The organism is Cypionkella psychrotolerans (genome assembly GCF_001294535.1).
GTDB classification, from domain to species: Bacteria; Pseudomonadota; Alphaproteobacteria; order Rhodobacterales; family Rhodobacteraceae; genus Cypionkella; species Cypionkella psychrotolerans.
Genome location: NZ_LGIC01000055.1, coordinates 1 through 24,020, shown reverse-complemented (window position 1 = coordinate 24,020; position 24,020 = coordinate 1). Strand labels below are relative to the sequence as shown.

General features: G+C 58.4%; 28 protein-coding genes and 1 pseudogene. 6 read left to right on the top strand and 23 right to left on the bottom strand.

Annotated features, from left to right (window positions below):
* Nucleotides 1–258: 258 nt before the first annotated feature.
* The 20 genes from AKV04_RS10750 to AKV04_RS10655 form a co-directional block, all read right to left on the bottom strand.
* Nucleotides 259–735, bottom strand: a complete 477-nt coding sequence (locus AKV04_RS10750; protein ID WP_054006433.1) for a phage virion morphogenesis protein — start codon at nt 733–735, stop codon at nt 259–261.
* Between the two features lie 119 nt (nt 736–854).
* Nucleotides 855–2,012: a phage head morphogenesis protein gene (locus AKV04_RS10745; RefSeq protein WP_054006432.1), complete on the bottom strand. Its 1,158-nt coding sequence runs from the start codon at nt 2,010–2,012 to the stop codon at nt 855–857.
* Nucleotides 2,009–3,634 carry a DUF935 domain-containing protein gene (locus AKV04_RS10740; RefSeq protein ID WP_235815605.1) on the bottom strand — a complete coding sequence of 542 codons (1,626 nt, stop codon included), beginning with the start codon at nt 3,632–3,634 and terminating at the stop codon, nt 2,009–2,011. The genes AKV04_RS10745 and AKV04_RS10740 overlap by 4 nt, the downstream gene beginning before the upstream one ends.
* On the bottom strand, nt 3,634–5,286 hold the full coding sequence (locus tag AKV04_RS10735; protein ID WP_054006430.1) for a hypothetical protein: 1,653 nt from the start codon (nt 5,284–5,286) through the stop codon (nt 3,634–3,636). The genes AKV04_RS10740 and AKV04_RS10735 overlap by 1 nt, the downstream gene beginning before the upstream one ends.
* Nucleotides 5,287–5,311: 25 nt before the next feature.
* The gene (locus tag AKV04_RS10730) at nt 5,312–5,896 is read right to left on the bottom strand and encodes a phage protein Gp27 family protein (protein ID WP_054006429.1); all 585 of its coding nucleotides are present in this window, start codon (nt 5,894–5,896) and stop codon (nt 5,312–5,314) included.
* A 2-nt stretch (nt 5,897–5,898) separates the two neighbouring features.
* Nucleotides 5,899–6,201 (bottom strand): VpaChn25_0724 family phage protein, encoded by a 303-nt coding sequence (locus AKV04_RS10725; RefSeq protein ID WP_054006428.1) that lies wholly within the window; start codon nt 6,199–6,201, stop codon nt 5,899–5,901.
* Between the two features lie 3 nt (nt 6,202–6,204).
* Nucleotides 6,205–6,561, bottom strand: a complete 357-nt coding sequence (locus AKV04_RS10720) for a DUF2730 family protein (protein WP_082351600.1) — start codon at nt 6,559–6,561, stop codon at nt 6,205–6,207.
* The gene (locus tag AKV04_RS10715) at nt 6,558–7,067 is read right to left on the bottom strand and encodes a hypothetical protein (protein WP_054006427.1); all 510 of its coding nucleotides are present in this window, start codon (nt 7,065–7,067) and stop codon (nt 6,558–6,560) included. The genes AKV04_RS10720 and AKV04_RS10715 overlap by 4 nt, the downstream gene beginning before the upstream one ends.
* Entirely contained in the window at nt 7,068–7,997 is a 930-nt protein-coding gene (locus AKV04_RS10710) for a glycoside hydrolase family protein (protein WP_054006426.1), read from the bottom strand. It abuts the gene before it with no gap.
* 101 nt (nt 7,998–8,098) lie between these two features.
* Nucleotides 8,099–8,470, bottom strand: coding sequence for a hypothetical protein (locus AKV04_RS10705; protein ID WP_054006425.1), 372 nt, complete (start codon nt 8,468–8,470; stop codon nt 8,099–8,101).
* Nucleotides 8,467–8,910, bottom strand: coding sequence for a regulatory protein GemA (locus AKV04_RS10700; protein WP_054006424.1), 444 nt, complete (start codon nt 8,908–8,910; stop codon nt 8,467–8,469). The genes AKV04_RS10705 and AKV04_RS10700 overlap by 4 nt, the downstream gene beginning before the upstream one ends.
* 28 nt (nt 8,911–8,938) lie before the next feature.
* On the bottom strand, nt 8,939–9,589 hold the full coding sequence (locus AKV04_RS10695; RefSeq protein ID WP_054006423.1) for a DUF3164 family protein: 651 nt from the start codon (nt 9,587–9,589) through the stop codon (nt 8,939–8,941).
* Nucleotide 9,590: 1 nt separating this feature from the next.
* Nucleotides 9,591–9,809, bottom strand: coding sequence for a hypothetical protein (locus tag AKV04_RS10690; protein ID WP_054006422.1), 219 nt, complete (start codon nt 9,807–9,809; stop codon nt 9,591–9,593).
* A complete protein-coding gene (locus AKV04_RS10685; protein ID WP_054006421.1) occupies nt 9,806–10,177 on the bottom strand; it encodes a hypothetical protein in 372 nt (123 codons plus the stop codon). The genes AKV04_RS10690 and AKV04_RS10685 overlap by 4 nt, the downstream gene beginning before the upstream one ends.
* A complete protein-coding gene (locus AKV04_RS10680; protein ID WP_054006420.1) occupies nt 10,174–10,740 on the bottom strand; it encodes a hypothetical protein in 567 nt (188 codons plus the stop codon). The genes AKV04_RS10685 and AKV04_RS10680 overlap by 4 nt, the downstream gene beginning before the upstream one ends.
* A complete protein-coding gene (locus tag AKV04_RS10675; RefSeq protein WP_082351603.1) occupies nt 10,737–11,522 on the bottom strand; it encodes an AAA family ATPase in 786 nt (261 codons plus the stop codon). The genes AKV04_RS10680 and AKV04_RS10675 overlap by 4 nt, the downstream gene beginning before the upstream one ends.
* 58 nt (nt 11,523–11,580) lie before the next feature.
* On the bottom strand, nt 11,581–13,746 hold the full coding sequence (locus AKV04_RS10670) for a transposase domain-containing protein (RefSeq protein ID WP_054006418.1): 2,166 nt from the start codon (nt 13,744–13,746) through the stop codon (nt 11,581–11,583).
* A complete protein-coding gene (locus AKV04_RS10665) occupies nt 13,743–14,606 on the bottom strand; it encodes a ParB/RepB/Spo0J family partition protein (RefSeq protein ID WP_054006417.1) in 864 nt (287 codons plus the stop codon). Before AKV04_RS10665 ends, AKV04_RS10670 begins: the two co-directional genes overlap by 4 nt.
* Nucleotides 14,607–14,981: 375 nt before the next feature.
* On the bottom strand, nt 14,982–15,110 hold the full coding sequence (locus AKV04_RS27545) for a hypothetical protein (protein ID WP_268871789.1): 129 nt from the start codon (nt 15,108–15,110) through the stop codon (nt 14,982–14,984).
* A 44-nt stretch (nt 15,111–15,154) separates the two neighbouring features.
* Entirely contained in the window at nt 15,155–15,412 is a 258-nt protein-coding gene (locus AKV04_RS10655) for a hypothetical protein (RefSeq protein ID WP_054006415.1), read from the bottom strand.
* Nucleotides 15,413–15,531: 119 nt separating this feature from the next.
* On the opposite strand from AKV04_RS10655, the gene AKV04_RS10650 reads away from it, so the two are divergent.
* Together AKV04_RS10650 and AKV04_RS26175 are read left to right on the top strand one after the other, a co-directional pair.
* Nucleotides 15,532–16,233 carry a LexA family transcriptional regulator gene (locus AKV04_RS10650; RefSeq protein WP_054006414.1) on the top strand — a complete coding sequence of 234 codons (702 nt, stop codon included), beginning with the start codon at nt 15,532–15,534 and terminating at the stop codon, nt 16,231–16,233.
* Between the two features lie 3 nt (nt 16,234–16,236).
* A complete protein-coding gene (locus AKV04_RS26175) occupies nt 16,237–16,401 on the top strand; it encodes a hypothetical protein (protein WP_156317479.1) in 165 nt (54 codons plus the stop codon).
* A 586-nt stretch (nt 16,402–16,987) separates the two neighbouring features.
* Here the strand turns inward: AKV04_RS26175 and AKV04_RS10645 are convergent.
* A complete protein-coding gene (locus AKV04_RS10645) occupies nt 16,988–17,710 on the bottom strand; it encodes an acyl-homoserine-lactone synthase (protein WP_235815604.1) in 723 nt (240 codons plus the stop codon).
* A 194-nt stretch (nt 17,711–17,904) separates the two neighbouring features.
* Here AKV04_RS10645 and AKV04_RS10640 point away from each other — a divergent pair, with 194 nt between their 5' ends.
* Entirely contained in the window at nt 17,905–19,332 is a 1,428-nt protein-coding gene (locus AKV04_RS10640; RefSeq protein ID WP_054006413.1) for a sensor histidine kinase, read from the top strand.
* Nucleotides 19,333–19,387: 55 nt separating this feature from the next.
* On the opposite strand, the gene AKV04_RS10635 is transcribed toward AKV04_RS10640, so the two are convergent.
* Nucleotides 19,388–19,789, bottom strand: a complete 402-nt coding sequence (locus AKV04_RS10635) for a response regulator (protein ID WP_054006445.1) — start codon at nt 19,787–19,789, stop codon at nt 19,388–19,390.
* A gap of 506 nt (nt 19,790–20,295) precedes the next feature.
* On the opposite strand from AKV04_RS10635, the gene AKV04_RS10630 reads away from it, so the two are divergent.
* Together AKV04_RS10630 and AKV04_RS10625 are read left to right on the top strand one after the other, a co-directional pair.
* Nucleotides 20,296–21,789 (top strand): tyrosine-type recombinase/integrase, encoded by a 1,494-nt coding sequence (locus AKV04_RS10630; RefSeq protein ID WP_082351599.1) that lies wholly within the window; start codon nt 20,296–20,298, stop codon nt 21,787–21,789.
* Nucleotides 21,790–21,814: 25 nt separating this feature from the next.
* The gene (locus AKV04_RS10625; protein WP_054006411.1) at nt 21,815–22,141 is read left to right on the top strand and encodes a ParB/Srx family N-terminal domain-containing protein; all 327 of its coding nucleotides are present in this window, start codon (nt 21,815–21,817) and stop codon (nt 22,139–22,141) included.
* Nucleotides 22,142–22,677: 536 nt separating this feature from the next.
* Here the strand turns inward: AKV04_RS10625 and AKV04_RS10620 are convergent.
* On the bottom strand, nt 22,678–23,361 hold the full coding sequence (locus AKV04_RS10620; protein ID WP_156317478.1) for a hypothetical protein: 684 nt from the start codon (nt 23,359–23,361) through the stop codon (nt 22,678–22,680).
* Here AKV04_RS10620 and AKV04_RS27105 point away from each other — a divergent pair.
* Nucleotides 23,354–24,020 (top strand): annotated as a pseudogene (locus AKV04_RS27105) (IS3 family transposase); the annotation flags it as partial. The gene AKV04_RS10620 and the pseudogene AKV04_RS27105 sit on opposite strands and share 8 nt — an antisense overlap.

Genomic DNA, 24,020 nt, shown 5'->3' with positions numbered 1-24,020 from the left:
CTTTTGCCGTTATGCTCGCTTCATAGAGAACCGAAAGTCAACGCCCTATCGATCAACGATCAGTAGACATAAGTGCCAACTAAGTAAACTGTCGCAAAATGCAGGAAAACGGCTAGCGGAGTAGGAGCAGCCGAAGGTCGCTTTGTGCGCATTACGGTCGATTGTTAGTAGTGCTTTCGCTTGATCGCACACGGCAGCTTTCCGCGGCAAAAGCCAATATTCCGCGAAATTCACACCTGGATGGCGTCCATCGATCGCTCAAGGCTGACTGAAGGCTTCCATTAACCAATCCTCCGCCTCGCCCAGGATGTTCACGCGGTCCTGATCCGAGAACCCCAAGAACGGCCGCGCGGGAATATTGCCCCACAGATGCGGAAACGCCGCCTTGGCGCCACCAAACTGCATCATGGCCGCTTGGACCCGCCCCGAGCCGACCAACACGCCATCGGACGAGGTTTCCGCAAATATCTGCGCATTCAGCATACCCGAAGGGCCAAAGAGTGGGCGGGCATCAATCCGGTTGGATTTGCGCGCGCCGTAAGCCGCCAGCGTGACCGGAGACTTTGCAGCCCATTTCACACCGTCCGGCGACTCCCCGGCCTTAAAGCGATCTTTCACCGATACGACCAAGATCTCGCCGATCTGATCCGTCAGAGGAGAAAGATCGTCCTGCTGCGCAAGGGCGCGGGCGAGCGCCGCCGTGATTTGGTCATCCTTGAGTTCAATGGTGAACATGGCTACATTCTCCTTGCAGGCGTGACGCGGTGATATTCCCCCGGCCGTAACACGATCTCAGGATCGGAGTGCCATGCAGGGTTGCCGGGAAACCGGATTGGGGGGCCCTGCCGTCTGCATCATGCCGTCTGCTTTTTGAGCAAGCGCCGGATTGTTTCATCGCGCTTGACCTGATCAGAACTCAGACGCAGGAAGCTGGTCACAAACAGCCCGTTGCCCGAGAGCGTTGCTTTCACCACCAGCACATATCCTGGCGCCTCTGGGTCTTCTAAAACAAAGATCATCGAGTTTGGGCTGTCCTGCACCCGGATCGTGGCGGCATCGACCGTGCGCTGGATCATCAGGTAATCCAGCGCCGCAAGCTCAGGATGCGCGCGCATTTGCTTGGCGACGGTTTCCGGCGAAAGGCTGGCGACGGTGGTCTTTGCCTTGATGGCTTCCGCCGCAGCTTCGGGAAGTCGCGCCACCGGCCAAAGACCCGTTGGGGCGCGCATCCAGTTCGCAAAACCGTCCAGCCTCAGCCAGCTTTGAATAAGATCCACCGAAGGCTTCGGCGGCAAGGCGGCCAGCTTTGGCACCATCTGCGCCACGAGCTGGGCAACCGATGCACCCGGGGCATGATCCCAGCCCTTGTCGATGCCGATCTGCACGCCGGTCTTCTTATCAATCGCCTGCCAACCATCTGGCAGTTTCATCTCGGGCCTGCCGCCCACCCGCTTGGCGGAACCGGGATTGCGGGCACCGACAATGTAGCAGCTGCAGCCCCAACCATTCGGCGGCGCATGCGTTGCCCAAAACGGATGATCGGGCTCCAGCACCAGCCCATCCCATGCCAAGTGCTGTTCGCGCGGCTCGACAGATGCACCGTGCCGATACACCCAGAATGCAAAACCCGCTTTGACCAGCTGCGCCATCCGCCCCGCCGCGTAACTGGTGGCCATGTTGGTGCGGTAAATCACACGGGTGCGCCACGCCTCACCGCCCTTGGTGCCCTGCCCTGCCAGCGATATCTGCCAACCCTTCGCCGCGACGATTGAACGGAAGTCGCGCCGGAACTCCTCCAGCGTTGTGCCTTGGGAGATCGCCTTGTCGATGGCAGCCGCAAGGTCCGCCAGAATGTCAGCCCGGATTGCGCCCGCCACCATGAAGCCGCGATCATGCTCTGCCCCGGCAATCTCATCCCAAGTCCGGCTTGGCACCAGATTGCCCAAACGCAGCCGGAAGGCCGCAACCTGATAATCGAAAGGCTTGCCGAAACTGGCGAGCACGCCCGTCACGCGCTGTCCTCATGCACCGCAACCCGACCGCCTGCATGTGCGGCCATCAGCCCCCTGCCCAGCACTGCCGCAAGATCCGTCACATCAATGTCCGCAAAGCCTTCGGCGAGCATCAGCTGCAGCTCTTCCAGCGATCCCGCCGCTGCCATCATCACCTCGATCTTGGCCAAGATCGCCTCCATCGGCGCTGCGGTCTCAACCAGCATCCGGTCGGTCAATTTGTCCTCCGCAGAACCCCCCGGTTTTTTGGCCGTAGAGAGGCCTTCCGTTTGCAGGGCGGGCCTAGGCGGTGAACGAGGCTCAACCCGTTTAATAACGTCTAGATTCCGTTTAATCTCTGAATTCGGATCGGTGGGGTCGATGGCATTCGCACCCGCGCCCTGCGGTCGGAGCAATTTGGCACCTTTTTTGGGTTCCGGCAGGCCAAACCGCGACAGAACCGTCGCCTGTTCGACCTCAAGGCCGCGATCAATCAGCGGACCCAGCGCATCGGCGAGCGCTTTCAGGTCTTCCTCTTCCGGCTCCTCGATGCGCAGACGCGGATAGGCCGCTTGCGGGCCAAATTCCATCTGCACCCAGATCGGGATCAGATCGCGGTTCAGCGTGGCCGCAAGTGCGCGGGCATCGGCGCGCTTGATGTCTTTGCGCACATCGCCATGCTCGGCACCCGAGCCCAAGCCGCCAGTCACGGCATCCGTCGTCGCGGTCTGGCCCAGTACCGCTTTGGAGACCTGCATATCAAGCCAGTCGCAGCGCTCTTTATACATCGCGTGCCCCGAGCCGACATTGCCGCTCTCGATGAAGTCGATCGACATGCTCTCGGGGATGATCGCCGCACAATCGCCCGCGATATTCGCCACCGCCCGGAACAGCGTCGCCTTGTCTTGCTCGGACGCACCGGGGCCAAACTTGCCGACCCGCACCGGCTGGCCATAGGTCTGGCTGAAGATCGCCCAATCGCGCTGGCTGAAGGCTTTGAACATCCACGCCCATGCCGCCCCCCGCGCCACGCCGCTGCGGATTGGCAGACCCGATTTTGCGCGCATGCGGGCGAAGATGAACTTGCCGGGGGTCAGTGGTTCCTCCTGGCCGTTTTCCGTCAGCAGCATTGGGGTTGCGAGATCACGGCGGTCAAAGCGGAACCAGCGCTGATCGCGACGCTGCAGGCGCGGCGAATATTGCCCTTCGGAATGATCATAAGTGACTTCGGTAAAGCTGTAGCCTTTGCCGACCGCGTCGAGGATATCGAACATCTCCTCTTGCAACTCATCGCGCTGCAACCAGTCGCGGATCATCTGGGCGTGCTTCTCATGCTCTGGGGCATCCGATGCCGCGTCGACCTTCACTTCGATCTGACTGACTGCACGGCGGCGGGTGCCGAGCACGCCCTGATAATGCAGATCGCGCTCTTCAATGGTCTCGGCCAGCTCGAGATAGCGGATCGGATCGCCGACATCGGCCTCGCGCAGAATGTTGGCCAGCCGCACCGGGTTCAGCCCATCACCGGGATAACCCGAGATCGGGCTGCGCACGCCGCCCACGGTCGCGGCTGCCACCTCTTGGGTCAGCGCTTGGCGCGCAAACGGGCGGCCGTAGGCGTCCAGCAACACGGGTGATTTCATCAGATGCCCCCTCTCAGGCCAGCGCCAAGCGGCGCGCGATACCAGCCACCAGAGTCGTCTTCATCGGGTTGCATGCCAAAGCCTTCACCCCCGCCGCTGCCGGGACGCGACACCGCCTGATAGCCGTATTCGACAAACCGCATCCGGCTCGCCCAATGCGCCAGCGCCACCGCAATGGCATGGTCGCCGTGGCGCTTCTTGCCGGTGGTGCCTTCGCGCAGGGCGGGCACGCGGGCAATGCCGCGCACGATCTTGATGGCACGCAAATCGGCCAGGTGTTCCGCATCGGCAATCAGCGCGATGGCATCGTCTTCAAACGCCACCTTCAAGGGCGGCATGTTGAGGCGGTACCATTCCTCGGTGAACTTGACCGCGATGACGATGCCCGCCCCTTCGGGATCTTCGCGCAGACCAAACTCACGGCCCATGTCCTCGGCCACGGTCCAGCCCATGCCGGTGGCGTCAAAGCCTGCCCCGATCAGGCGGGACTTGATGCGTTGGAAGATGGTGCGGACGATCAGCTTTTGCTCAACACCCGGCACATTGCGCAGCTCGAACGCCAGAACCTCGCGGCGTTTAAGCCGCTGTTCAATGGCCATTAAAGACCCGGCTGTGAGGTCGGCCACACGGGCGAAGTCGAAGCCGAAGGCAAACTGCGGTGTCAGATCTAGGGCTGCCAGCTGCGCGCGCAGCTCTTCCATGAACGGGGCCATCAGAGACGCCTGTTCCAGATGCGTGCGGAACATATAGTCGCTAGGCAGTTCCAGCCGCAGCACTGGCGTCTGCACCGTCATCCGCGCCTCAATCAGCGGTGCTGTCAGCCAAGAGCCTGATGACATCGAGGGGATGCAGAACAATTCCTCGTCCGCGCCATCGCCATAAAAGTCGATGATGTCTTGCCGCCATGCCGCCTCCGCCTCGGGCGACCAGGTCTTGCCGGTCACCAGACAAATCCGCTGATAGAGCCCCTCGGTCAGCGCCTGATCAAAGTCGATGCGGATATGGGCGAACTTCGACTTCTCGCCCAGGATGTCCTGGATCTGGGCGTTGAACTCATTGTCGACGCCGTCATGCGTCGAGCAGACAATCACCTGACCGCCCCACATCAGGAAGGCCAGTGCCGCCTTCAGCAGTTCCTTCAGACTGTCGACGAACGCCGCCTCGTCGATGATGATCACGCCCTGCTTGCCGCGCAGACCACGCGGGGCAGACGACAGCGCCATGATCTCAAAGCCGGAGGCAAACTTGATGCGGAAGGCATTGATCGCCTTGTCGCCATCGCCCTGGTCAAACAGCGTCTCTTCAGCGGCAGTCGCCGCGCTGTCAAACGCCTGCGCCCACATCGCACAGGCGTCGATAAACTCGCGGGTCATTTCGCGGGAATAGGAGATGTACATCACATCCATCCCGCCCGCCGATTTCTGCCGACCGGCGCGCAGCACCGCATAGGCGGCAAGCCCCCAGGTCAGACCGATCCGGCGCGACTTTTCCACGAAGAGCACGGGGCAAGCACTGTCGAGCAGCTTCACCGCGCGCGCCTGATAGGGCAGCAGCACCGCAGGCAGACCTGCCGCCTGCACCTCAGCCGGGATCGCGGCCATCGCGGCCGCGCGCGCCGCAGCCCATTGCTGTTCGGTCAAAAGCGCGGTCATCGCCCTGCCCGCTGCGTGGAGCTGATCACTTGGTCACCCCCAAAATCTCTGATTTGATCGCCTCGGCGGTTTCGGCGGTCAGACCCTTGGCTTTGGCCACGGCGGTGACGGCGTCCCCCAGGCGTTCTTGCAAGACGGCGGTCTCTTTCGCTTTTCTGCTGCTCGACAGGTTTTGCGCCGCTTGTGCCGAGCGGAATGCCTCGGCCAGTTCCTTCAGCTGTTTCGGCACCAGACCGTCTGCGCCGTCACCCAGCATGTGCAGCACCGTCGATTTGATCATCTCCCCCGCAACCACGGTCAGATCATCGCTGGCCTTGGCATCATGCTTTTGCGCCAGCACCGCGACGATCTCGCGGGTTTGGTCCAGACGCCGTGACAGGCGGGCTTGCCGCACCGAGTAGCGGTTGAAGCTGGAGAACGCCGGAATGGCAAATTCCAACTCGCCGCGATGCTCGGCCATCAAGGCTTGGCATTTCGCGGTGAACTCGGCGTAAATGCTGGTCTGGGTCTTTTCGCGATCCGCGAGTTCGGACGCAGCCCATGCAATGATGTGATCGGCTTCTTTCGGAAGCAGATCGAAGCTCGACAGCCTGCCGCGACCGATGGCCATGGCTATTCCCCCGGACGCGAAGGGCGCTTGATGCCCGGAATGACAATGCCCCGGCGCAAATGCCGCGCGCCCTTTTCGGCAAGGGTGGCGACCAGGACAGAACCGGGGCGGGTCAGCACCACCGCGCCAATCTCTGCCAGCCATTCCAGCTCGCTGTGGATCCACTCGCGCGGGCGATCAATGCCGAAGCGTTCCAGCTCAGCCCCGAGATAGCCTGAGTGCAGCCGCTCGTCGGTTTGCAGCGCCAGCGCTTTCAGGATGATCAGGCGCGCGTCTTCACGGACCTCTTGTTCGTAATCGCGCATGCCTCACCCTTTCAGCAGATGGTTCTCGTGACGGCCGACAATGGCTTCCAGCCGCACCATGATTTCTCGACTGCCCTCCATTTCGGCGCGCATCGCTTTCATTTCGCCCTTCATGCCCTCAAGCCCCAGCGAGATGCCGTGCATGTCATCCTTGGTCGGCATGGTCTTTTGGGTCTGCTCCAGCGATTGCAGGCGCAGAGCCTGATCGTCGATCTGTTTGGCGTGATCATCCAAGCGCTTGGTGTTGGCGCGATTGCCCGAGGCCATCAGGTTCCAGATCGTCAGTGCGAAGGTCAAAAGCTGCCCCAAGGCAACGGTCCAGACGATGATCGGCGAGATGTTGAGAACTTCGCCGGTCATTTACCCACCCATTTGCCAATCACATCCTTGATGGTGTGACCGCCCATATAGAGCCCCATGAACAAGCCGCTGAGCTGGATCAGATCGGTGAACGGCATCGGCGGCAGCGCGATCTTCCAGATCGCATTGGCGATGTGCAGCAGCACCGAGTTCCAGAGCCAGAGAAAGCCGATCAGATACATGCCGCCCGGCCGCCATGCCCGCATCCAGAGCGGCTCGTCCTGATCCGCGGCTAAGGTCGCAAGCTGCAACTGCAGATCGCGATCATAGGCGGCGAGCATATCGGGCGTACTCGCCTCCACCGCGCGCATCGCCTCAATCACCCGGCCGGGGGTGGTTTCTGCCATCGCGTCCAGCTCTTCGGCTGGAAAGCCCGCGCGCGTGGCAATGGCGTGGACGACTTGGCCCACCAACTGGCCGTCGTTATCGCCGAGCTTGCCGCGCAACAGCTTGTCGACAAAAGGCAGCCCGGCCTTCAGCGCCATATCGGCGAGGATGAGGCTCATTCAGAAACTCCGCAAAAAGGCCGCAACGCGCGGCAAAAGAGGTTGGGCCACCACCGCAACAGCGTCGCGGTAGCGGTAGAGAAAGTTCACGCCGTAAAGCGCAGCGCCCGCGACCAGCACGACATTGGCATGGGGCAGTTGCAGCAGCGCATCGGCAAGATCAGAGGTGCCGGTGGGCAGCGTGACGGCGGCCACCGGCGTTGCAACCGCCACGGCGGTGGTTTTGGCTTTGGCGCGCGCGTCAAGCTGGCGCTGCAAGGTGGAGAGCGTGGCGCGGCCGATGATGCCGTCCACGGTGAGGCCATGATCGGCTTGGAACTTGCGCGCGGCGGTCTCGAGGACGGCATTGATATTGCTGCCGGGATCATAGCCCAAGCCCTTGAACCCGGAGCGAATGGCGGCGATTTCTGCGCCAGACAGGATCAGGCCCCAGCGGGCAAACCCAACCACCGGGGTCGGCAAAGTGAGCGTGCGATATTTGCCGTCCAGCAGCATGTCGGCTTCGCGCGCGCGCCGTGCGGTCAGGCCCGGCAGCACCTTGCCGCCCGCCTTGTTCCACAGCATCAGACGCATGCGGATATCCGCGCGTGGGGCCTTGGATTTCCACGCTTTGACCCACGAGGCCGAGCTGATCTTGCCCAAGTTCCAATGAAACGACACGCCCGCGTCGAACTCGTATTGCTTCGGCGCGGCGGTGCTTGTGGTCATCGCCGCCCGCACGGCAGGTTCGTACTTCTCGCGCAACGCCTGCTGCAGCAAAGCCGTCGCCTGTTCTTGGGTGATGACCATGCCCGCTTTGGGTTTCACAACGCCAGAGGCAGCGGTCAGACCCGCGCCAACCGTCCAGACGCCCACGCTGTCGCGATACGCGCGCAGCACAACGCCCTCTTCAAGCTCGAGGGCGGAGACGCCTTGGGCGCTGGTTTGCATGACTGGACCTCAGGGCTAAGAAGGCGGGCCAAGCCCGCGTGTCCCGGTCAGTATGCGATGCAAAGGAAGGGTAAATTCAGCTACAACGGTGTGTAGGGAGATCAGAGCAGCGACTGTTGGCGCGGGTCAATCCAAGCACGCTTGGGTCCGTCCCCAAGCCAGCGAGACACCGTAGGCTCCGCTGCGTGCAGCCTGCGGCAGATATCGGCTTTCGACAATCCGTCCACCGTGAAGAGATACCGCGCAATCCAAGGCTTCGCCGTCGGCACCCGCGCGGGCAACCGATCCCGAACCGTCGCCAGCGCGCGCAAACCCTCAAGGCCGATGACTTCAACCGCCAGCGCCTTCCCCTTCGGGTCTTTGGCCACATAGAATTCCGCGCCGCCAAACGCCAAAAAGAACCGAACGGCAAGTTCGGCCCCAAGGGCGGAAATATATGCCTCGAGATGGGCAGGCGGGCGCGGAGTGTTCACAGATCAATTCCGGCGCGCGCGCACATCGCCTTCAACGCCTCGATGACCGTGGCGATCTGTTTCCAGTCACGCAGGCCGTCGATGTCAAACGGCACAGCACCCCATGATTTCTCAAACCGTGCGCGGATGAAGGCATTGAGACCCGCAGCCCCAGGCAGATCCACCGCCCCTGCCCGCACCAGCTTGCCCCAGAGTACGTGGCAAAACCGGATATCGCCGCGCGTCGCGGGGCGGCGGTGGGTGCGGCTCGCCTTCCCGGCCGATGGCTTGAAGCCGCGCGCCTTCAGCGCCTCCAACACCGCCAGATGCTCGGCGGGCGTCATCGCGGTCAGGCTGTCTTTGCCCGTCACCAGAAGCTGCAAATCGCGGCGGGTGTCGTTGTCCATGCCGAGATCGCGCACAGCGACGTGGATGGTTTTGAGGACGGTGTTGGCTGGCATGTTGGTTCCTTCCCGATGTGCGCTTCGCTTAGGCTTTCGCCAGATCAATCGAGACCGCCTGCCACGCGCTGTCGGCCGTGGCGCGGCGGTAGCAGCGCACATAGGTTTTGGAGCCTTCCACCCTCATAGCGTCGCGGATTGCCTTCATCGCCCGCAGCCAGCGCGGATCGGAAATATCCAACCGCAGCAGCATGAATATCTCCGAGCGATTGATCTGGCCCGCCTTGTCGGTATTGAAGGCGCGGGTGACGATGGCACGAATCTCGTCGCGCGAGCCTTGCGCCCATTCATTCAGGCATTCATCGACAAGCCCTTTGGCAATCTGAAGCTCCGAGCCAAAAACGATATTGTCAGCCACCTGCACGGTGATTTTGAACAACCCATCATGGCTGGTCAGGGTCTTGTTGCCCTTGGCCCCGCCCACGGTACTTTCGTACTCTTGGGCCAGCAGCGCCTCAAAGCTGCCGAGATCATCGAATGTGTGCTCCTTAAAGCGCGAAACTTGTTCTGACAGAGCAATGGCAAAACCCATGATTTTGCGCACCAGCTCGTCTTCAAGCTTGTACTGCGGTTTCACCAGACTGATCGGCACCAGCGCGCCTTTTGCATCTTGCATGTATTCGACATCACCGATGATGGTGCGCCCGGTTGGGATTTCAGCGGCGGGATAAAGGGTCATTTCAACGGTCCTTCACATGGGGAAAAAAGTCTGCCGGTGGCGCGCACCCCGGCTTGGTGGGGGCAAGGCCAAGGGGTGCGAGCAGCAGTGCCATCGCCTCGGTTTCATCGACGGAGAGCATGGTCACACCGCGCTTGCCCCAGAGATCGACCTTGCCAATGGCGGCAGAAGCGCGGGCAAGAATGGCAGCGGCGGGCAAGGTTTGAACCGGAAGGCTCATTCGGAAGCCTCCAGAAAGCGCGGGCAGCGGTTGCAGGCGCGGAACATCCGAATGCGGGTCGGATTGCCGACCTGAAAATCTTTGGCCTTTGCGCGCCAGTCCTGGCAGTGGTTGACGGGCAATGCGCCCAAACTCGGGCATTGCACTTTTCCATCCAGCAGCAGCCCCCGCACCCGCTCTTCGATCTGCACCGTCAGTGCCGGATATTTGTTGTTGATCAGCTGGCTGATCATTCCGGCCGTGCGATCAAGGCGCGCAGCAACCTTGGCTTGGCTGGTTTCGGTGCAAGCAATGGCAAGCGCCTCAATCCAGTCTGGAATGTTTGCGCCCCATGCCGCACGGGCGGTTTGCAGCGGAGTGACTTTCACAGCCCGTCCTCCGACATCGGTACGACGGTGCCGAGATTGTCGTCTAGGATGCAGGTCACGCGGCGCTTGCGTGGAGCCTTCGAGCCGGTTTCGCGGATAAGGCGGTAGATCGCCTCTTTTTGGCCGGGTACCGCTTTTTGAACCACCCGGAGATAGCCCGCCGCCAACAAGGTGCGGCAGTAGGTCCGAGCGTCTTCAACAGGTACGGTGACCGCGCAATGTGCGGCCAGATCAACCGGGCCGAAGGATTTGAACTTCCGCATGGTCAGCCACATCTGATCGACCGCGTCCCCCATCATCGGGGCAGATTTGACTTCGTCTTCTGGGACAACTTCAAATATCTTGCGGGGGCGGCCGCGATTGCTGCCGCGAATAAGCCGAACCTTGCCCTCGGTCTCCCATGCCAGCACGATTTGCATGACACGCTTGATTTCGATGGAAACGGCGCTGGCGATCTCGGCATAGCCAAATTGCTGCAAACGCACCGCCGAGGCCCACGCGGCCTCAAGTATCGCAAGACCCGCTGCGGACTTGTAGGGTGCTTTATAGGGCGAGCCGCTCATGCCACCGATCTCCGACGGCTCAAAGCAGATCCATCACCTTGCGACAGGCCCCGCCTTGGCATCGGAGACTCGCCGCTGTGAAAAGGCTTGCCGCCCCATTCCGCCAAACCCATGCGCAACACACCTTTCATCGCGCAGGTGGTCGCGACGTTGGCAAGGTTGGTGGAAACGTTGCGGATTGAGCCGCGTGAGGCCGCCAGCAATGCGGCTTTCAGATCACTGCCAAGCGTTAGATGCGGGGCATAGATCGGTGCCAGCAAATCGACGTCCTGAAGCGTGGCTTCTTCTGCGGCAACCCAAGACAGCACCCGACTGGAAACCCGCTCCCACCGGCGCAGCTGCTGCGGCAGGGTCTCTTCGCCCATCAAAATCACCGGCACTTGCGTCTGATCATGCAAATGGCGCACCGCCTCAATCATCTTGTCGCTGAGGATCTGGTCGGCCTCGTCGATGATCAGCGGCCGATCCGACCGCGCCAACTCCTGGGCAGCCTGATCGAATAGGCTGGAAACCGTCTTGGTCGGGCGCAGACCCAACTCAAGTACGATCATTTCCAAGAGTTTCTTGGTGCCCCCGAAAGGCAAAGCCTGCACATGACAGGCGTTGAATTTGTTGGTGCCAAAGATGCCTGCGGTGCTTTTGCCCAAACCCGCAGGGCCATAAAAGCACCCCATGCCGGGAAGGCCTGCCGCCCGGTTCTGCGTCGTGATCACCAACTGAGCAAAACGACTGACATTTGCCAGCGCGGCTACATTGTTGATCGGCGGTCGTTCGTCTGACATCGTGATCTCCTGCGTTTTCACCGCCGCCGTGGGGCCTGCTCGCCCCCGGCGACTTTGTTCATCCAAAAATCGTGTCGCCCTGCATTTCCCAAAGCATGCGCTCGGCGGCATAGGCGGGGTGGGCTTGGTAGGCGGTCAGCCAGCGCTGCTGATCCTTGGTGATCCGCCCGCCTGCCTCCAAAGTTCGTTCCAGCTGCAGCGCCTCGCGGAACAGTTCGCGGGCGTCATCGCTTTTGTCCGAGGTGGCGATGGTTGCCGTGCGGCGGGCGGCAAGATCGGCCACGATGGCCGCCTGCCCTGCCTTCACCTGCTCTTCTGAGAACGCCGGAGCCGGGCGCGAGGCCGCGATCAGCCCTTTGCCTTTGCCGAACACTGGTTTGACGACCTTTGACTCTGGCGCTGCAACCTCGACGGGGGCGACCACGTCCATCATGCCGCCGAGTTCTGCCGCCGACAGCTTCTTGTGTGCGGAAGCCATTTGCTTTTCGGCCTTCACGAAATCCTTGAGCGCGCGCGCATGGACCCGTGCTTCATCCGCATCAAAGAAGCCGACAGCCTGCCGGATCGGCGCATGGCCGAGATAGGCCTCGTCGTGGCTATAGATGTGCAAACCGGCGCGGAAATCAGCCGGATCAAATCGCGCGATGACGCGCTGATCTGCAATTTCGTGCATCCAAGCGCCCCAGAACTCATTCCCCTGAAACCAGACAGCGCCGGAGTTTTTGTCCGCCTTCAGATCTTCGGCACCCATCAACCACATTCGGCGCTGTGCCTCTGTGGCCTTGCGGATGGGGGCAACAGCATAGCTTTCGTCGAAGGCATCGACAAAGCTGCGACCAAACGCGACTGCCGATCTGCGGTTTTGCCGCGCATTATGCTCGGCAATCCGCTCGCCCAGGACTTTCAGGAAATACTCGAGATCAATAGCCTTGCTGCCGTAATCTTCGGGTTTGGCCAGCGGGGTGTTGCCAGTATATGCGCCATCAAACCGCACATCTTTTGCGATGCTGCTGCACATATCGCGGAATGCCCGCTCGATGGGTTTGGCCTGACCGTGATAGGGTGTGGCCCAATGGATTTCGCAGCCGAGTTTGTTAAAAATGCCCTGCGGATCGTCTTCTTTGATCTTGAAGCGGAAGCGGGTCGATGCCCCACCCGTCAGGAATTTGGCGGCAAATTCCCGGCCATTGTCGAACAACACATGTTTGGGGATGCCGTAAGTCTCAATCATATCCCCGGCACAAAGCTGCACGGCCGTACTGTTCGGGGTCTGATCGACCCGCCATGCCAAGATGCGCCCGGAATAAATATCCTGAAAACACACCATCTGCGGGCGGGTGATGATGCCGGGCACATTCTGGCCGAAGGGCGCGGGCCAGCGCACAAACACGTCAAACTTATGGAAGTCGGCGTTGACCGCCTCCATCGCCGACATCGCGGTTTTGTCGCGCACCTGCGGCGGATAAAGCCGCTTCAGCGCCTCGACACCCTCGCGGGTCAACACTTGGGTCAGCTTGCTGACCGCCTTGTCCAGATGCCTGCGCATCGTGCGCTCGGGCAGCACGGACCAGCCTTTGGCGCGGGCGATTTTCAAAGCGTCGCGGTAGCAGTCCGCAAAAGTCGGCCCCGTAAACCGCAAATACATGCTTTTCAGCACGTCGAAAAAATCTGGATCGCATTCCTTGGCCCGCGCGCGATCTGCCTGCGCACGGTTGCGTGGCGCAAGATAGGGAAGTCGGTCATCCAACCGCACACCCGCGATCATTTCAAACCACGACCAGATCGTGCGCGCGCCGATGCTAGAAGTCCGGCTCACGGTGATAATCGCAAGATGCCGCCCCTGCAGGGAAATCTGCTCCACAGCCTCGACCGTCGAGATGATCTTCAACCGCGCTTCAGCTTTTGCCTTCACCGATTGCGGCAGCTTTTCATACCAAGCCCAAGCCTCGTCGCGGCCCATCTTGGCAGGCACCGGGGCTGCGACCGCAACTGACGCCTCGGTCAACAATCTGCGCCGCGCCCGTTCAGGCAGAAGCTGCCAGCTATATTCCCAACCGCCACCCCGCCCGTCGCGGCGGCGCGCATGCGCGGGGTCCGCCCGCCAGTTCTGGCGATCTGCCAGCAGGTTCAGCCCGCGCTTCGATGCGGGCAAATCCGGCAAGCCAGCTGCGGCGATCTCTTCCGCCGTCCACCATTCCTGTGAGGGGGTCAAAGCGCGGCTCATGCGGCGGCAACCTCCGCCGCGTTCAGCATCGCGTCCAACTCGCTGGCCAACTCGTCAACAAACCGGCGCTTGGCCGCTTTCGGCGCACGCGCCCAAAGCGCAATCAGCGCCTTATAGGCATCTTCAACCGGGTCTTTAACGGTGGGTTTAACGCCGCTGGATTGTGCCACAAACGTCGCCCGCGCCACCGCCGCCGATTTGGCAGACCCTTCGCCCAGGGCCGCGACGACATGGCTATGCTCCGCGCTGCTTGACGCCTTGGCGATCACCTGCAAGTCAGCAAGTGTGACGGGCTTTGGTGCGGCGCGCAGTTGCTGCAAATCGAGTTGGGTCAGCCGCGAACCTGCCGAAATCATCCGCCGCACGTGGCGATCCGTCATGCCAAACTTCTCGGCAGTGGCAGTCGCAAAGCTGCTAACGGACATCATGTCCGTTTGATTTTCAAACTTGTGGCTTTTGCGATCACCACCCTGCCGAGTTTCCGGATGAAGCTTCTCATAAACTTTCTTGCGCTCGGCCAGAAACACAGCGGTATCCAGCGCGTTCATCTCTGCGCCAGCTAGGTTGTCGTCGACCTCCATCAGCCGCGCCCAGTCATCTGTGACGTCGGTCCAAATCTGCGCCGCGATCTCTGTCCAACCCAGTTGCCGCGCGGCTTCAAGGCGATGGCCGCCCGCGATCAAAACCAGCCGCCCGCCTTTCAGCTGCCGCAGGTGAATGGCATCTTTCATCACCCCAAGTTCAGTGATTGAGGCGATCAGGCTGTTGATGCCCGCTTCAGACACGGGGCGCAGCCGATCCTGAACATCGATCAGGTTGATCGCCACGAAGTCGCGTTTCATCAAGGTCGGGGTTTTCATATATTGGCCTTTGTCATGGGTCAGCTCACCCGCGCTTGCTGGGGCGGATCAAGCGATGTGCGCCGGTATCGACGCCACCGCTCGCGCTGCGGCAGGGACTGCACATACGGTTGTGGAAGCCCTCACTTAGAAAGTCCTTGCTGCAGGAGAGGCAGCGACGCTTCTGCGGCCGTTTTGACTGTGGAAGTTTCGCCAACTTGGTTGTCAGCCAGCCTTCGGCGTCCTTACGGTTCTTGAAAATCGGCGAAAGCTCCGACAGACCAACCACTTGGAACTCGTCTGGATTGTGGGCGCACTCAACGCGCGGACCAGATCGCGGACCAAACGTGCGGCCCTGAAAGGGGGGAAGCTCTCCCATTATACCCTCCCCCGCTTTCATTTCAGGCCCAGCCCGTAGCCGATAAGAAGGCCAAAATATCCCATTGCGAACAGACAGATCGCGCCGACGGCATCTCCCGCCCAATGCGCCTCGAACCGCGCCAAAGCGCGCAACACTTGCCGCATCATGCAGCCTCCTTCTTCGACAAAAGGGAAATTGGTGACAGCCATCATGCTGCCGTCCGTTTGCTGGTGACCGCTTTCACCAGCTTGCGTGGAACGACCTCTGGCCACTCCAGATCGGCGGGCCAGTTCAGATCGAACCAGCGCAACGCTTCTATGTAGGTGTCTACATGACAGCCTTTGCCATCCTGCAGTCGCTCGAAGAGCTTTGGGTGAACACCGATGCGCGAGGCAACAGTGTAAAGGCTTCGGTCAATATGCACCGCATAGACAGAGCCGAGGGTGAGGGGCCATTCGTTTTCCATGGCCCAATCTATGCAAATCTACTGTATTTAGTCAAGTTAGATTTACAGTGATTTGGAAACAGACTGTCTCTTTCTGCTCCCCCTTGTGCGAAAGGACAAAATCACTGTATTTTTACAGAATGAAAACTGCGCAAAGCATCTTTGAGACTTTGGAAGCGCGCCGCAAGGAACTCGGTTTGTCACAAGCCGAGGTCGGGCGACGTGCGCTCGGTCAGTCGGACGGGTCTGCTCTACAAAACATGAAGCGAGGTTCTGCACCGTCCCCGGAGAACCTCGATAAGATATGCGCAGTTTTGGATCTGGATTTCTATATTGGGCCCCGGCGCGAAACGGGACCAATCGCGAATATGACGATTGACGGTGCTGACTACGTTCATGTCCCCTTGCACGACGCGGCACTCTCGGCAGGACCAGGACTGGAAAACGGCGGCCGAAACATTATTGACCATTTGGCATTTCGCCGGGACTGGATGCGCCGCGTGGGTATCTCGCCGACCTCTGCGTGCCTTGCCCGTATTGACCGAGACAGCATGATGCCCACCTTGTTTCCCGGCGATATGGTCTTGATCGACACCAGCAAAACCGAAGTGCCCGTCTATGCAAGCACCAAAAGCAGCCACCGCCGCGCCCCGATTTTCGCTTTCCTAGAAGATGGCCAAGCCCGCGTAAAGCGCATCGAACGGCCCGAGGCAGCGGCAATAATCCTGCTGTCCGACAACCCCGACTACCCTCCAGAACTGCGCACCGGGGCGCAGATCGAGGCGCTGCAAATGTCCATTATAGGCAAAGTGGTTTGGTGGGGACATACAAGCAAGGAGTGAGCCATGGCCGCCCGCAAGAAACCCCCATTGGAACGAGCCGCCCGCGCGCTCTGCCGATTTCGTGGCCTGCCAAAAGACACCCGCTTCAACGGCCTGCCAATGTGGCACAGCACCGTCTCCGAAGCGATGGTAGTTTTGGAGGCAGCGCTGTCACCCGAACAACTGTAGGAGATGATCCCCGACCACCCATTCCCCAAGCTGCACGACGCGATACGCAAGGCTGATGTGCTGCGCTAGGACACCAGTTGTTCACAAGGATGGCCAGCAGTTCAATGGCAGCAGACATTGAATTGCACGGCCGATTTGGGGCGAGTGCGAGGCATCGCTTTAGACCAAATTGCACGGGAAGAGCGGAAAGCGGTCGTTTGCTCCTGTGGGATCGCTCAGGTGAACTTTCTGCGAAGCGGTCATTCGGCGGGTGTCACTAGTGTATGCCATCGATTTTCCATAACCATTCACCAACGTCCCACGTCAGCGCGTCTATTCATGGCCCTCCCCCCCCCCGTTGCCCAACCCGCCTGGATGGGTAAAGCTGAAAAACTGAGCTTCGCTCACGCTCGATAAAAGTTGGGGACAACGTCAGACACTGGGTTGATCGACGGGGGAATTACCACAGACTCCAACATGATGAATGGGCGCGTCGCATCTTTTGCAAGGCAGTCAATTGTAGTACCTGTCGTTTCAGCGAGAAACCATCTGTAATCTCCGTTTTGGAGTAGGAGGGTGAGCTCTACGGGAAGGGACCAATTCTTAATCAACTAGCTCTGTTTCCAATAGTGAACAGTGCGGCGCAGGTGCGGGCGTCGTCGATTTGCATTTCGGGGCCGACCGGAGTTGCCGTCATGCCTATTCGTTGAAGCCATCTCCGGAACACCGAAGGAACTATCCCTATTACCTGCGCCGCGCCGACATCCCTGGCTGCCCGTGCCATCGTGTTCATTAGCAAGCTCTGGACATGGGCGCGTCGGATCGATTGAACGCTTTGCGACACAAAGAGTCTCGACGCCTCCCATATTTGATCATCAACCGGAGCCGGAAAAAACAAGACATCCAGTGGCAGATCCTTCAACAGGCCTAATTGAGCATCGCGGATCATGTAGCTGTGAAGGCCGACCCTTGCGGTTGTCGGGGTGATCCGAATCCCAGCAAGTATCTCACCGAATTCATGAATCACTATGAAACGCGCGAGGGGCGTGTCGTATTGATCGAATTCCATGCCATCGACTTCCGGTAAGTTCCATCCCCGCTGATCGATGAACACGTCGTGCCGCGCTTTGAGGTAGCTGATGAAAAGCTCGCCATAATGGTGCATGTTGGCGTAACTGAGCACAGACGCGCGCAGTTGCCCAACAGGCAATATTGAAGGCCTGCTGGGAATGTCGTCGAATCCGCTGCGATTTCTGCTGACTTCCGGTGGCGCCAGAACTGGAAACACAATGTCCGCCCGCGACGTGCGGACCTTCTCAAACGCACCCATTTTCTACCCCAAGGCTATGTGCTTTTCATTTTCACATCCGTAGCGCGACTGCCATACTAATGCCATGATTTGGCCATGATTACCTGAGATTGTGGAAACAATGGCAAAACTACAACAGCTTTTGTCAATCAACGCCGCACTTTGCTGCAAATGAGAAATTGGTCACTGCGAAACGACCCGAGGTCAGTAAACGAATGGCAGCTATTTTCAGCTTTCCCAATGAGCTGGACGCTAATCTTGGTGTAGATTCCATGCTAGAGAAGATGCAGGACTACGCGAAGGTCGGTAGAAACCTGTTCTGGCAGCGTCAGATAATTTTCGCTGCTGCTCTGATTCTGGCAGGATTCTACTACAGCACTTCCTTCGCAGTTCTCACCACTTGCTTGATCTTCATTTCGGAGGCCTACGACTTTGTGGTTTTCCGAAACATCCTGAAGGTCAAAACTGTCGGCGCGCGGCAAGCCAAACGGATGCTGGGTTCGATCTACGTCGGAACGTTGGCCAGTGCCGGAATCATCTCGTTCTACTCGATCTGGATTTCGTTGTTTCAGCAACACGATACCCACTTCATGGCCTTGTTCTTCCTGTTCGCGGCGGGGCTCTTCGCCGCGATGAACAACCATGCCATTCTGTCTGTGTTGGTTCTGCGCCTGTCGATATATGGCACCACGTTCCTGTTCATTCCGATTTGGGACATCGTTCGCACCAGTGCCGACATCCATTCAGAGCAATGGGCGCAGCTGTTTACCAGCGTGTTCGTCGCCTACTTCATAATCGACTGTTCGCGGATCTATTTGAACTTCTATCGTCTGACCAAGAAACAGATGGACGATCTGAACAAAGAGCATGAGATAACCAAGGCAGCACTGCGAGCAAAGTCTGAATTCCTGTCGACGATGAGTCACGAATTGCGGACACCCCTGACTGCGATCAAGGCTTCGGTGGACATGGCCCAATCCGAAAAACTCGGTGCAGTGCCCGATAAATTGAAAACGGTGCTGAGCATCGCGCAAAGAAACTGCACGCATCTTGTCTATCTGATCAACGAAGTTCTCGACCTGCAAAAGATTGAATCTGGAAAAATGGAATTTAACTTTACTGCATGCAAAGTTGCGGAATTGCTTTCAGAATCTGTCGAAGTTAATCGACCATTCGCCGAGAATTTCGGTGTCAAACTCTGCCTCGAGCCGCAGGACAAATCTCTTCAAGTCAATGGCGACAAACAGCGCCTTATGCAGGTGCTTGCAAACATTTTGTCTAACGCCGCGAAGTTTTCACCTTCCGGATCTAGTGTCACGGTCAGGTCAGAGATTCAGGGCGCGAAAGTTCGCATCATGGTAATTGATCGTGGAATTGGTCTGGCCCAAGAGGATCAGCAACGGGTTTTTGACAGGTTCTCGCAACTGGTCGCGTCCGATAATCGAAAAGCTGGTGGAACTGGCCTTGGCATGAATATCTCGAAACAGATCGTTGACGCCCATGGTGGCAGCATCGGCTATCATAGCAACGATGGCCAGGGCACCACATTCTTCTTCGAGCTTGATCTGGTAGGACCCAAAATCCGAAACAATGTAGTGAATGTCTTGTTGCCGGAAAGTGGGCGAAACATCGCTGCAGAATAAAGCCGTTCCCGAAGCGTCACATCCGGCCAAGGCACTGTAGTTCGCTCATGTTCTGTCAGAGCAATATTTGCGTCGTCTCGCGCATCGACTTTTTCCAGATTGCTACAATTTGTTCCGAAATGGTCATTGGATCAAAAGGCTTGGTGATCACTTCCAGCGCACCCTCGGCCATCAAATCCACAATATCTTGGGGGCCCGCTTTTGCAGTTAGGAAAATGACCGGCGTTGCCGCAAATTGAGGCATCTCACGAAGTCGCAGTAGCGTCTGCGGCCCAGTCAAATCAGGCATCATTACGTCGAGCAAGAAGAGATCAGGCTTGGATGAAACAGCTACGATGAGGGCCTCGGCACCGGAACTACATTGGACGACTTCAAGGCCGCCTATGGTTTCAAGCGCCAGCAAGACAATTGCGCGCATGTCTTCGCTGTCGTCAACATGCAGAATTCTTGGTGCCATCAGGATTTCCTCGACATCGAAGTTGCAACGCCTAGCCTTGTCCAAGTCGGAATTTGTCCAATATCTGATCGTTAGCACAGCGGATGGCGCATAGTCTATGTGCGTTTTGACAGCGGTTGGCCGTTGTAGGCGGTTAGTCTCCCGCAGCGCAGCACGCAAATTTGTTGACTCCCGCGACCAAGCGAATGCAATCCTGTGGGTATATCTGGCTGGCGTCACCCTGTTCGGAGACCTGCTTATGAGCGAAATCAGAGCTAATATCTTGGATCACCTCACTCGAGAGGCGCATGTTTCATCGACGACCCTTCTCGAAAAATTCGCCAGTTTGCATCGCGTGGAACGCGGAGCAGTTTGCATGGCTTTGGACGATCTACGCCATCTGGGTTTAATAGAAATTTCGGCCGGAGCTGTGACGCTAACTCCCTTGGCAATGCGGCTTTCGCGTTAGCCAAGACTGGAGGTGCCTCAGCCCCTAACTGCTCCGGTTCAACTTTTGGGAACTCATCATGCCTACAGTCGCGCGGCACGGACCGATTGAGCCAGAGCTTCGAGGCAATTTGGCCGATTTTCGATTTCGCGACACGGTCGACATTGAAGCACTGCCGTTTCGCGATAGCCCCTATTGGCATTGGCTGCTGACCTGTCGGCATATTGGCGTGCATCGGCCCGACGACCGAAGCTGCAATTGGACTGCACGGATTATGACCAAAGACAGGCGTTATCTTCAAAAATGTATTGGACCTGCGCTTGACCTTGGGCGTGGCCGCATTGGCAGCGACGAGGCAATAAGACGCGCCTTTGAGTGGTTTGACACCGGCGAAGTTCAAGGAATTGCTCATTCGGCAAGGCCGGTTGGGCGCATGACAAGCGTGAACTTCTGCCCAGTTGGCGAAGTCTATTCGGTCGGCCACGCGCTGCGGGACTACACCGAATGGACTAAAATCGCCCGATCGAAAGGTGGCCATTACAATATCCTAGCACTGATCAACTGCCACCTTGTTGACAGCCTTATCCATGTGCCGCTCGAAGAATTCTCTGCGCGAAACCTTAAAGCGCTGGCGATCAAGGTCATCGAAACGCCCCCGAAATTTGGGTTCGCACGCCAGATGCCGAGGGTTTCCATTGATGACCTGAGCTCAGATGAACTTCGCAGGCGCAAGCGAACATTCAACTCATTGGTTACGATTTTGCGTATGGCGTTTCAGCACGCATGGGACAATGCGCAGATTTCCTCTGAACGCCCGTGGCGCTGCCTCAAGAGAATTTCGGTAAATCATTGCCCACGCAACATTTTTCTGAATCGCGCGGAGTGTGGGAGGCTCCTTGATGAATGCACGCCCGCCCTGCGCAAGTTGACCTTGGCTGGGCTCTATTCGGGCTGCCGGATAGGTGAGTTATCTGGGCTTCGAGTTGAAGACGTGGGACATCAGATTTTCGGCATTCATGTCGTAGCTTTCAAGCGGAGCCCGGCGCGGTTCGTATTTCTACCCGATGAAGGGATGGCGTTTTTCCTGCGCTGCTGCGATGGTAAATCCGGTCGCGACCACGTCTTTTTATCAGACATGGGCAAGGTCTGGCGCAAACAACACACCAGCTTGTTTCGGCGAGCCGTTGCAAAAGCCAAACTTCCCAAAGAGTTTGTGTTCCACGGCCTTCGGCACACCTATGCAAGCGATCTGGTTAAGCAAGGTGTCCCACTCGAGGTCATCGCGCGGCAACTTGGTCATGCCGATGTCAAGACCGTCAGTTCAACCTACGGGCATCTGGCCGAGCAGTTTCGCGAAGAACAAATCCGGACACGGTTTTCGCCACTATCAGCAGAACAGTTGGCAGAGTCCCGCGAACGAAGGCAACAACTCGACGCCCTATGGCAATCCGTCCAAGGGGACAGCTGGAGGAACTACGGTTTAAACCAACCGTCCAGCCTAGCAATGCGCCAGAGCCGAGTTCAAACGTGTAGGGAGGTTATAGAGGCTTTCAAAGATTCTCAAGCAACATAGTTCTAAGTTTGCTGCCAGCACCAAGTTGGACGGCGGACAGCAACTGGCAATCCAATACCGGACGATCGGCGATCTGATCCCCTGTGCTCGCAACGCCCGGACCCATGATGCGGCGCAGGTGGCGCTGATTGCAGGCTCGATCAGGGAGTTTGGCTTTACCAACCCGGTTCTGGTGGATGACGCAAACGGCATCATCGCCAGGCAGGGTCGTGTCATGGCGGCGCGCCAGCTTGGGTTGTCCCAAGTGCCAGTGATCGAACTGAGTCTGGTTATTGGGCCTGAGCAAGACGCACCTTACTGCGATCTTCGCAGTCGATACGATCCCAAACTCCCCAGCTATTTGTGCCGGTAGGGGTACAGAACCACCCCGGAGCCGAAGTATCCCCTTCTGGGATGGGCCCAATCACCGAAAATCAGTTCCCACTTCAGCTCCATCGCTACAGACGCATTTCTCACCGAACATCTTCTTGAAATCAACCACTTGCGCCGAACTGGGAACTGGATTTGGAACTGGGCAGCTTAGTTCCCAGTTCCCGCCGCGGGTTTTCGGCTCCAACCGCGGCTTTGACGCCGAAAACCCGCATTGAACGCCTTATTTTATTGATGTTTAAACGGTCTGCGGCTGGACCGCCAGAAGGCGGCTCAGAGCGTCCTTTGGCGGCTCATGACTCCTATAATTGCACTTATGCAAACTGGCTCTCCTGAAGCTTTTCGGCGGTTAAATTTTCTGTAAGGCACCGTTTTTACAACACTTTTCGATCAATTCCACCTATTCCCGGATCTTCCCGCTTCTCTGCAGGTTCTAGTGTCAAAACACATTGTGTGTGGCGTGACAGCAAAAGCTGCAGAGTTTGACAGCAGAGTCTGCAGCAACGCGAACACTGAAAGTTAAGTCCCTGTGTTGCGGAACATCTCGATCCAAAGATGATCTACGAGAATGGGGGGCAATCCAGCGGCGCGCTCATGACTGGAATGGAGACAAGCGACGCAGGTAACGTTGTCTTGAGATTTCAGTGTTAGTCTGTCCGCATCAGACCAGTTCGCCACCCCATCGGCGGTAATTGACGTAACCCACGAATCCAGCTGGTTCTGCCAGTGTTCGATCCCATCTTTCTGTATGTATCCGATCATGAAAGCACGTTGATGATCACGTGCATGATGTCCAGCCTTGAAGCGCTGCACCCCCCCGGTGGAACTTTTTTTGCTGTAAAGGTATTCTCGCGGATCACGCTTGGAACTCTTAGGCGTGGGTAATCGCTTGCATTCGATCATGAGCAAATTGTCGTAGATGTCATAAGAGCGGCTTTCGACACTGATGACGTCCAAAGGCACTACGGCGATATCGATATTGCGATTGGGGGACAGTTCATCGGGAGTTTCCCGTTCAAAATGCAAATTGTCCCAACCCACTGCACGACGCGCAAGACTATTTAACTTTCTGCAGAGTTGGGACGTCAGTTCATCCTCACTCTTTCGCTGCGCCCGTGCCGGGTCGTCGCGCCACTGAATAGCCCCTAGATTTGTAGACGCCTTGCTTGGTAATTTTGGAAGCAAGGAGGACGATATGTCCACGAACAAATTCACAGATGAGTTCAAGCGCGATGCGGTCGCACAGGTCGAGGATCGGGGCTACCCGGTGCGCGAGGTGGCCGAGCGATTGGGGGTCAGCACCAAGTCGATCTACACATGGCAGAAGCAGTTTTCGCGGCCCGCAAAGGTGATCCAAGAGGTCGATGCGCAAGCTGATGAGATCCGCCGGTTGAAGCGAGATCTGCTGCGGGTCACGGAGGAACGGGACATCCTAAAAAAGGCGACCGCATACTTCGCCAGGGAATCCCGGTGAGGTATGCGTTTATCGCCGAACACCGGCCAATCTTTGCCGTCAGGGCTATGTGCCGGATGCTGGCCGTTCATCCGAGCGGCTTCTATGCATGGCTGCGTGAACCTTGTTGTCAGCGTGCGCTGGAGGATCAGCGCGAAACGGTGCTGTTGAAGCAGGCTTGGGATGACAGCGGCGAGGTCTATGGATACCGCAAGTTGCATGATGATCTGTGCGACATGGGCGAAGACATCAGCCCCAACAGGGCTTGGCGTTTGGCGCGTCTAGCAGGGATAAGGGCCCAGATTGGTTACAAAAAGAAGCCTGGCTCTTACGGCGGCAGCCCTGCGGTCGTGGCCGACAACACCTTGAACCGAGAGTTTGATGTCGACGCTCCGGACCAGTTCTGGGT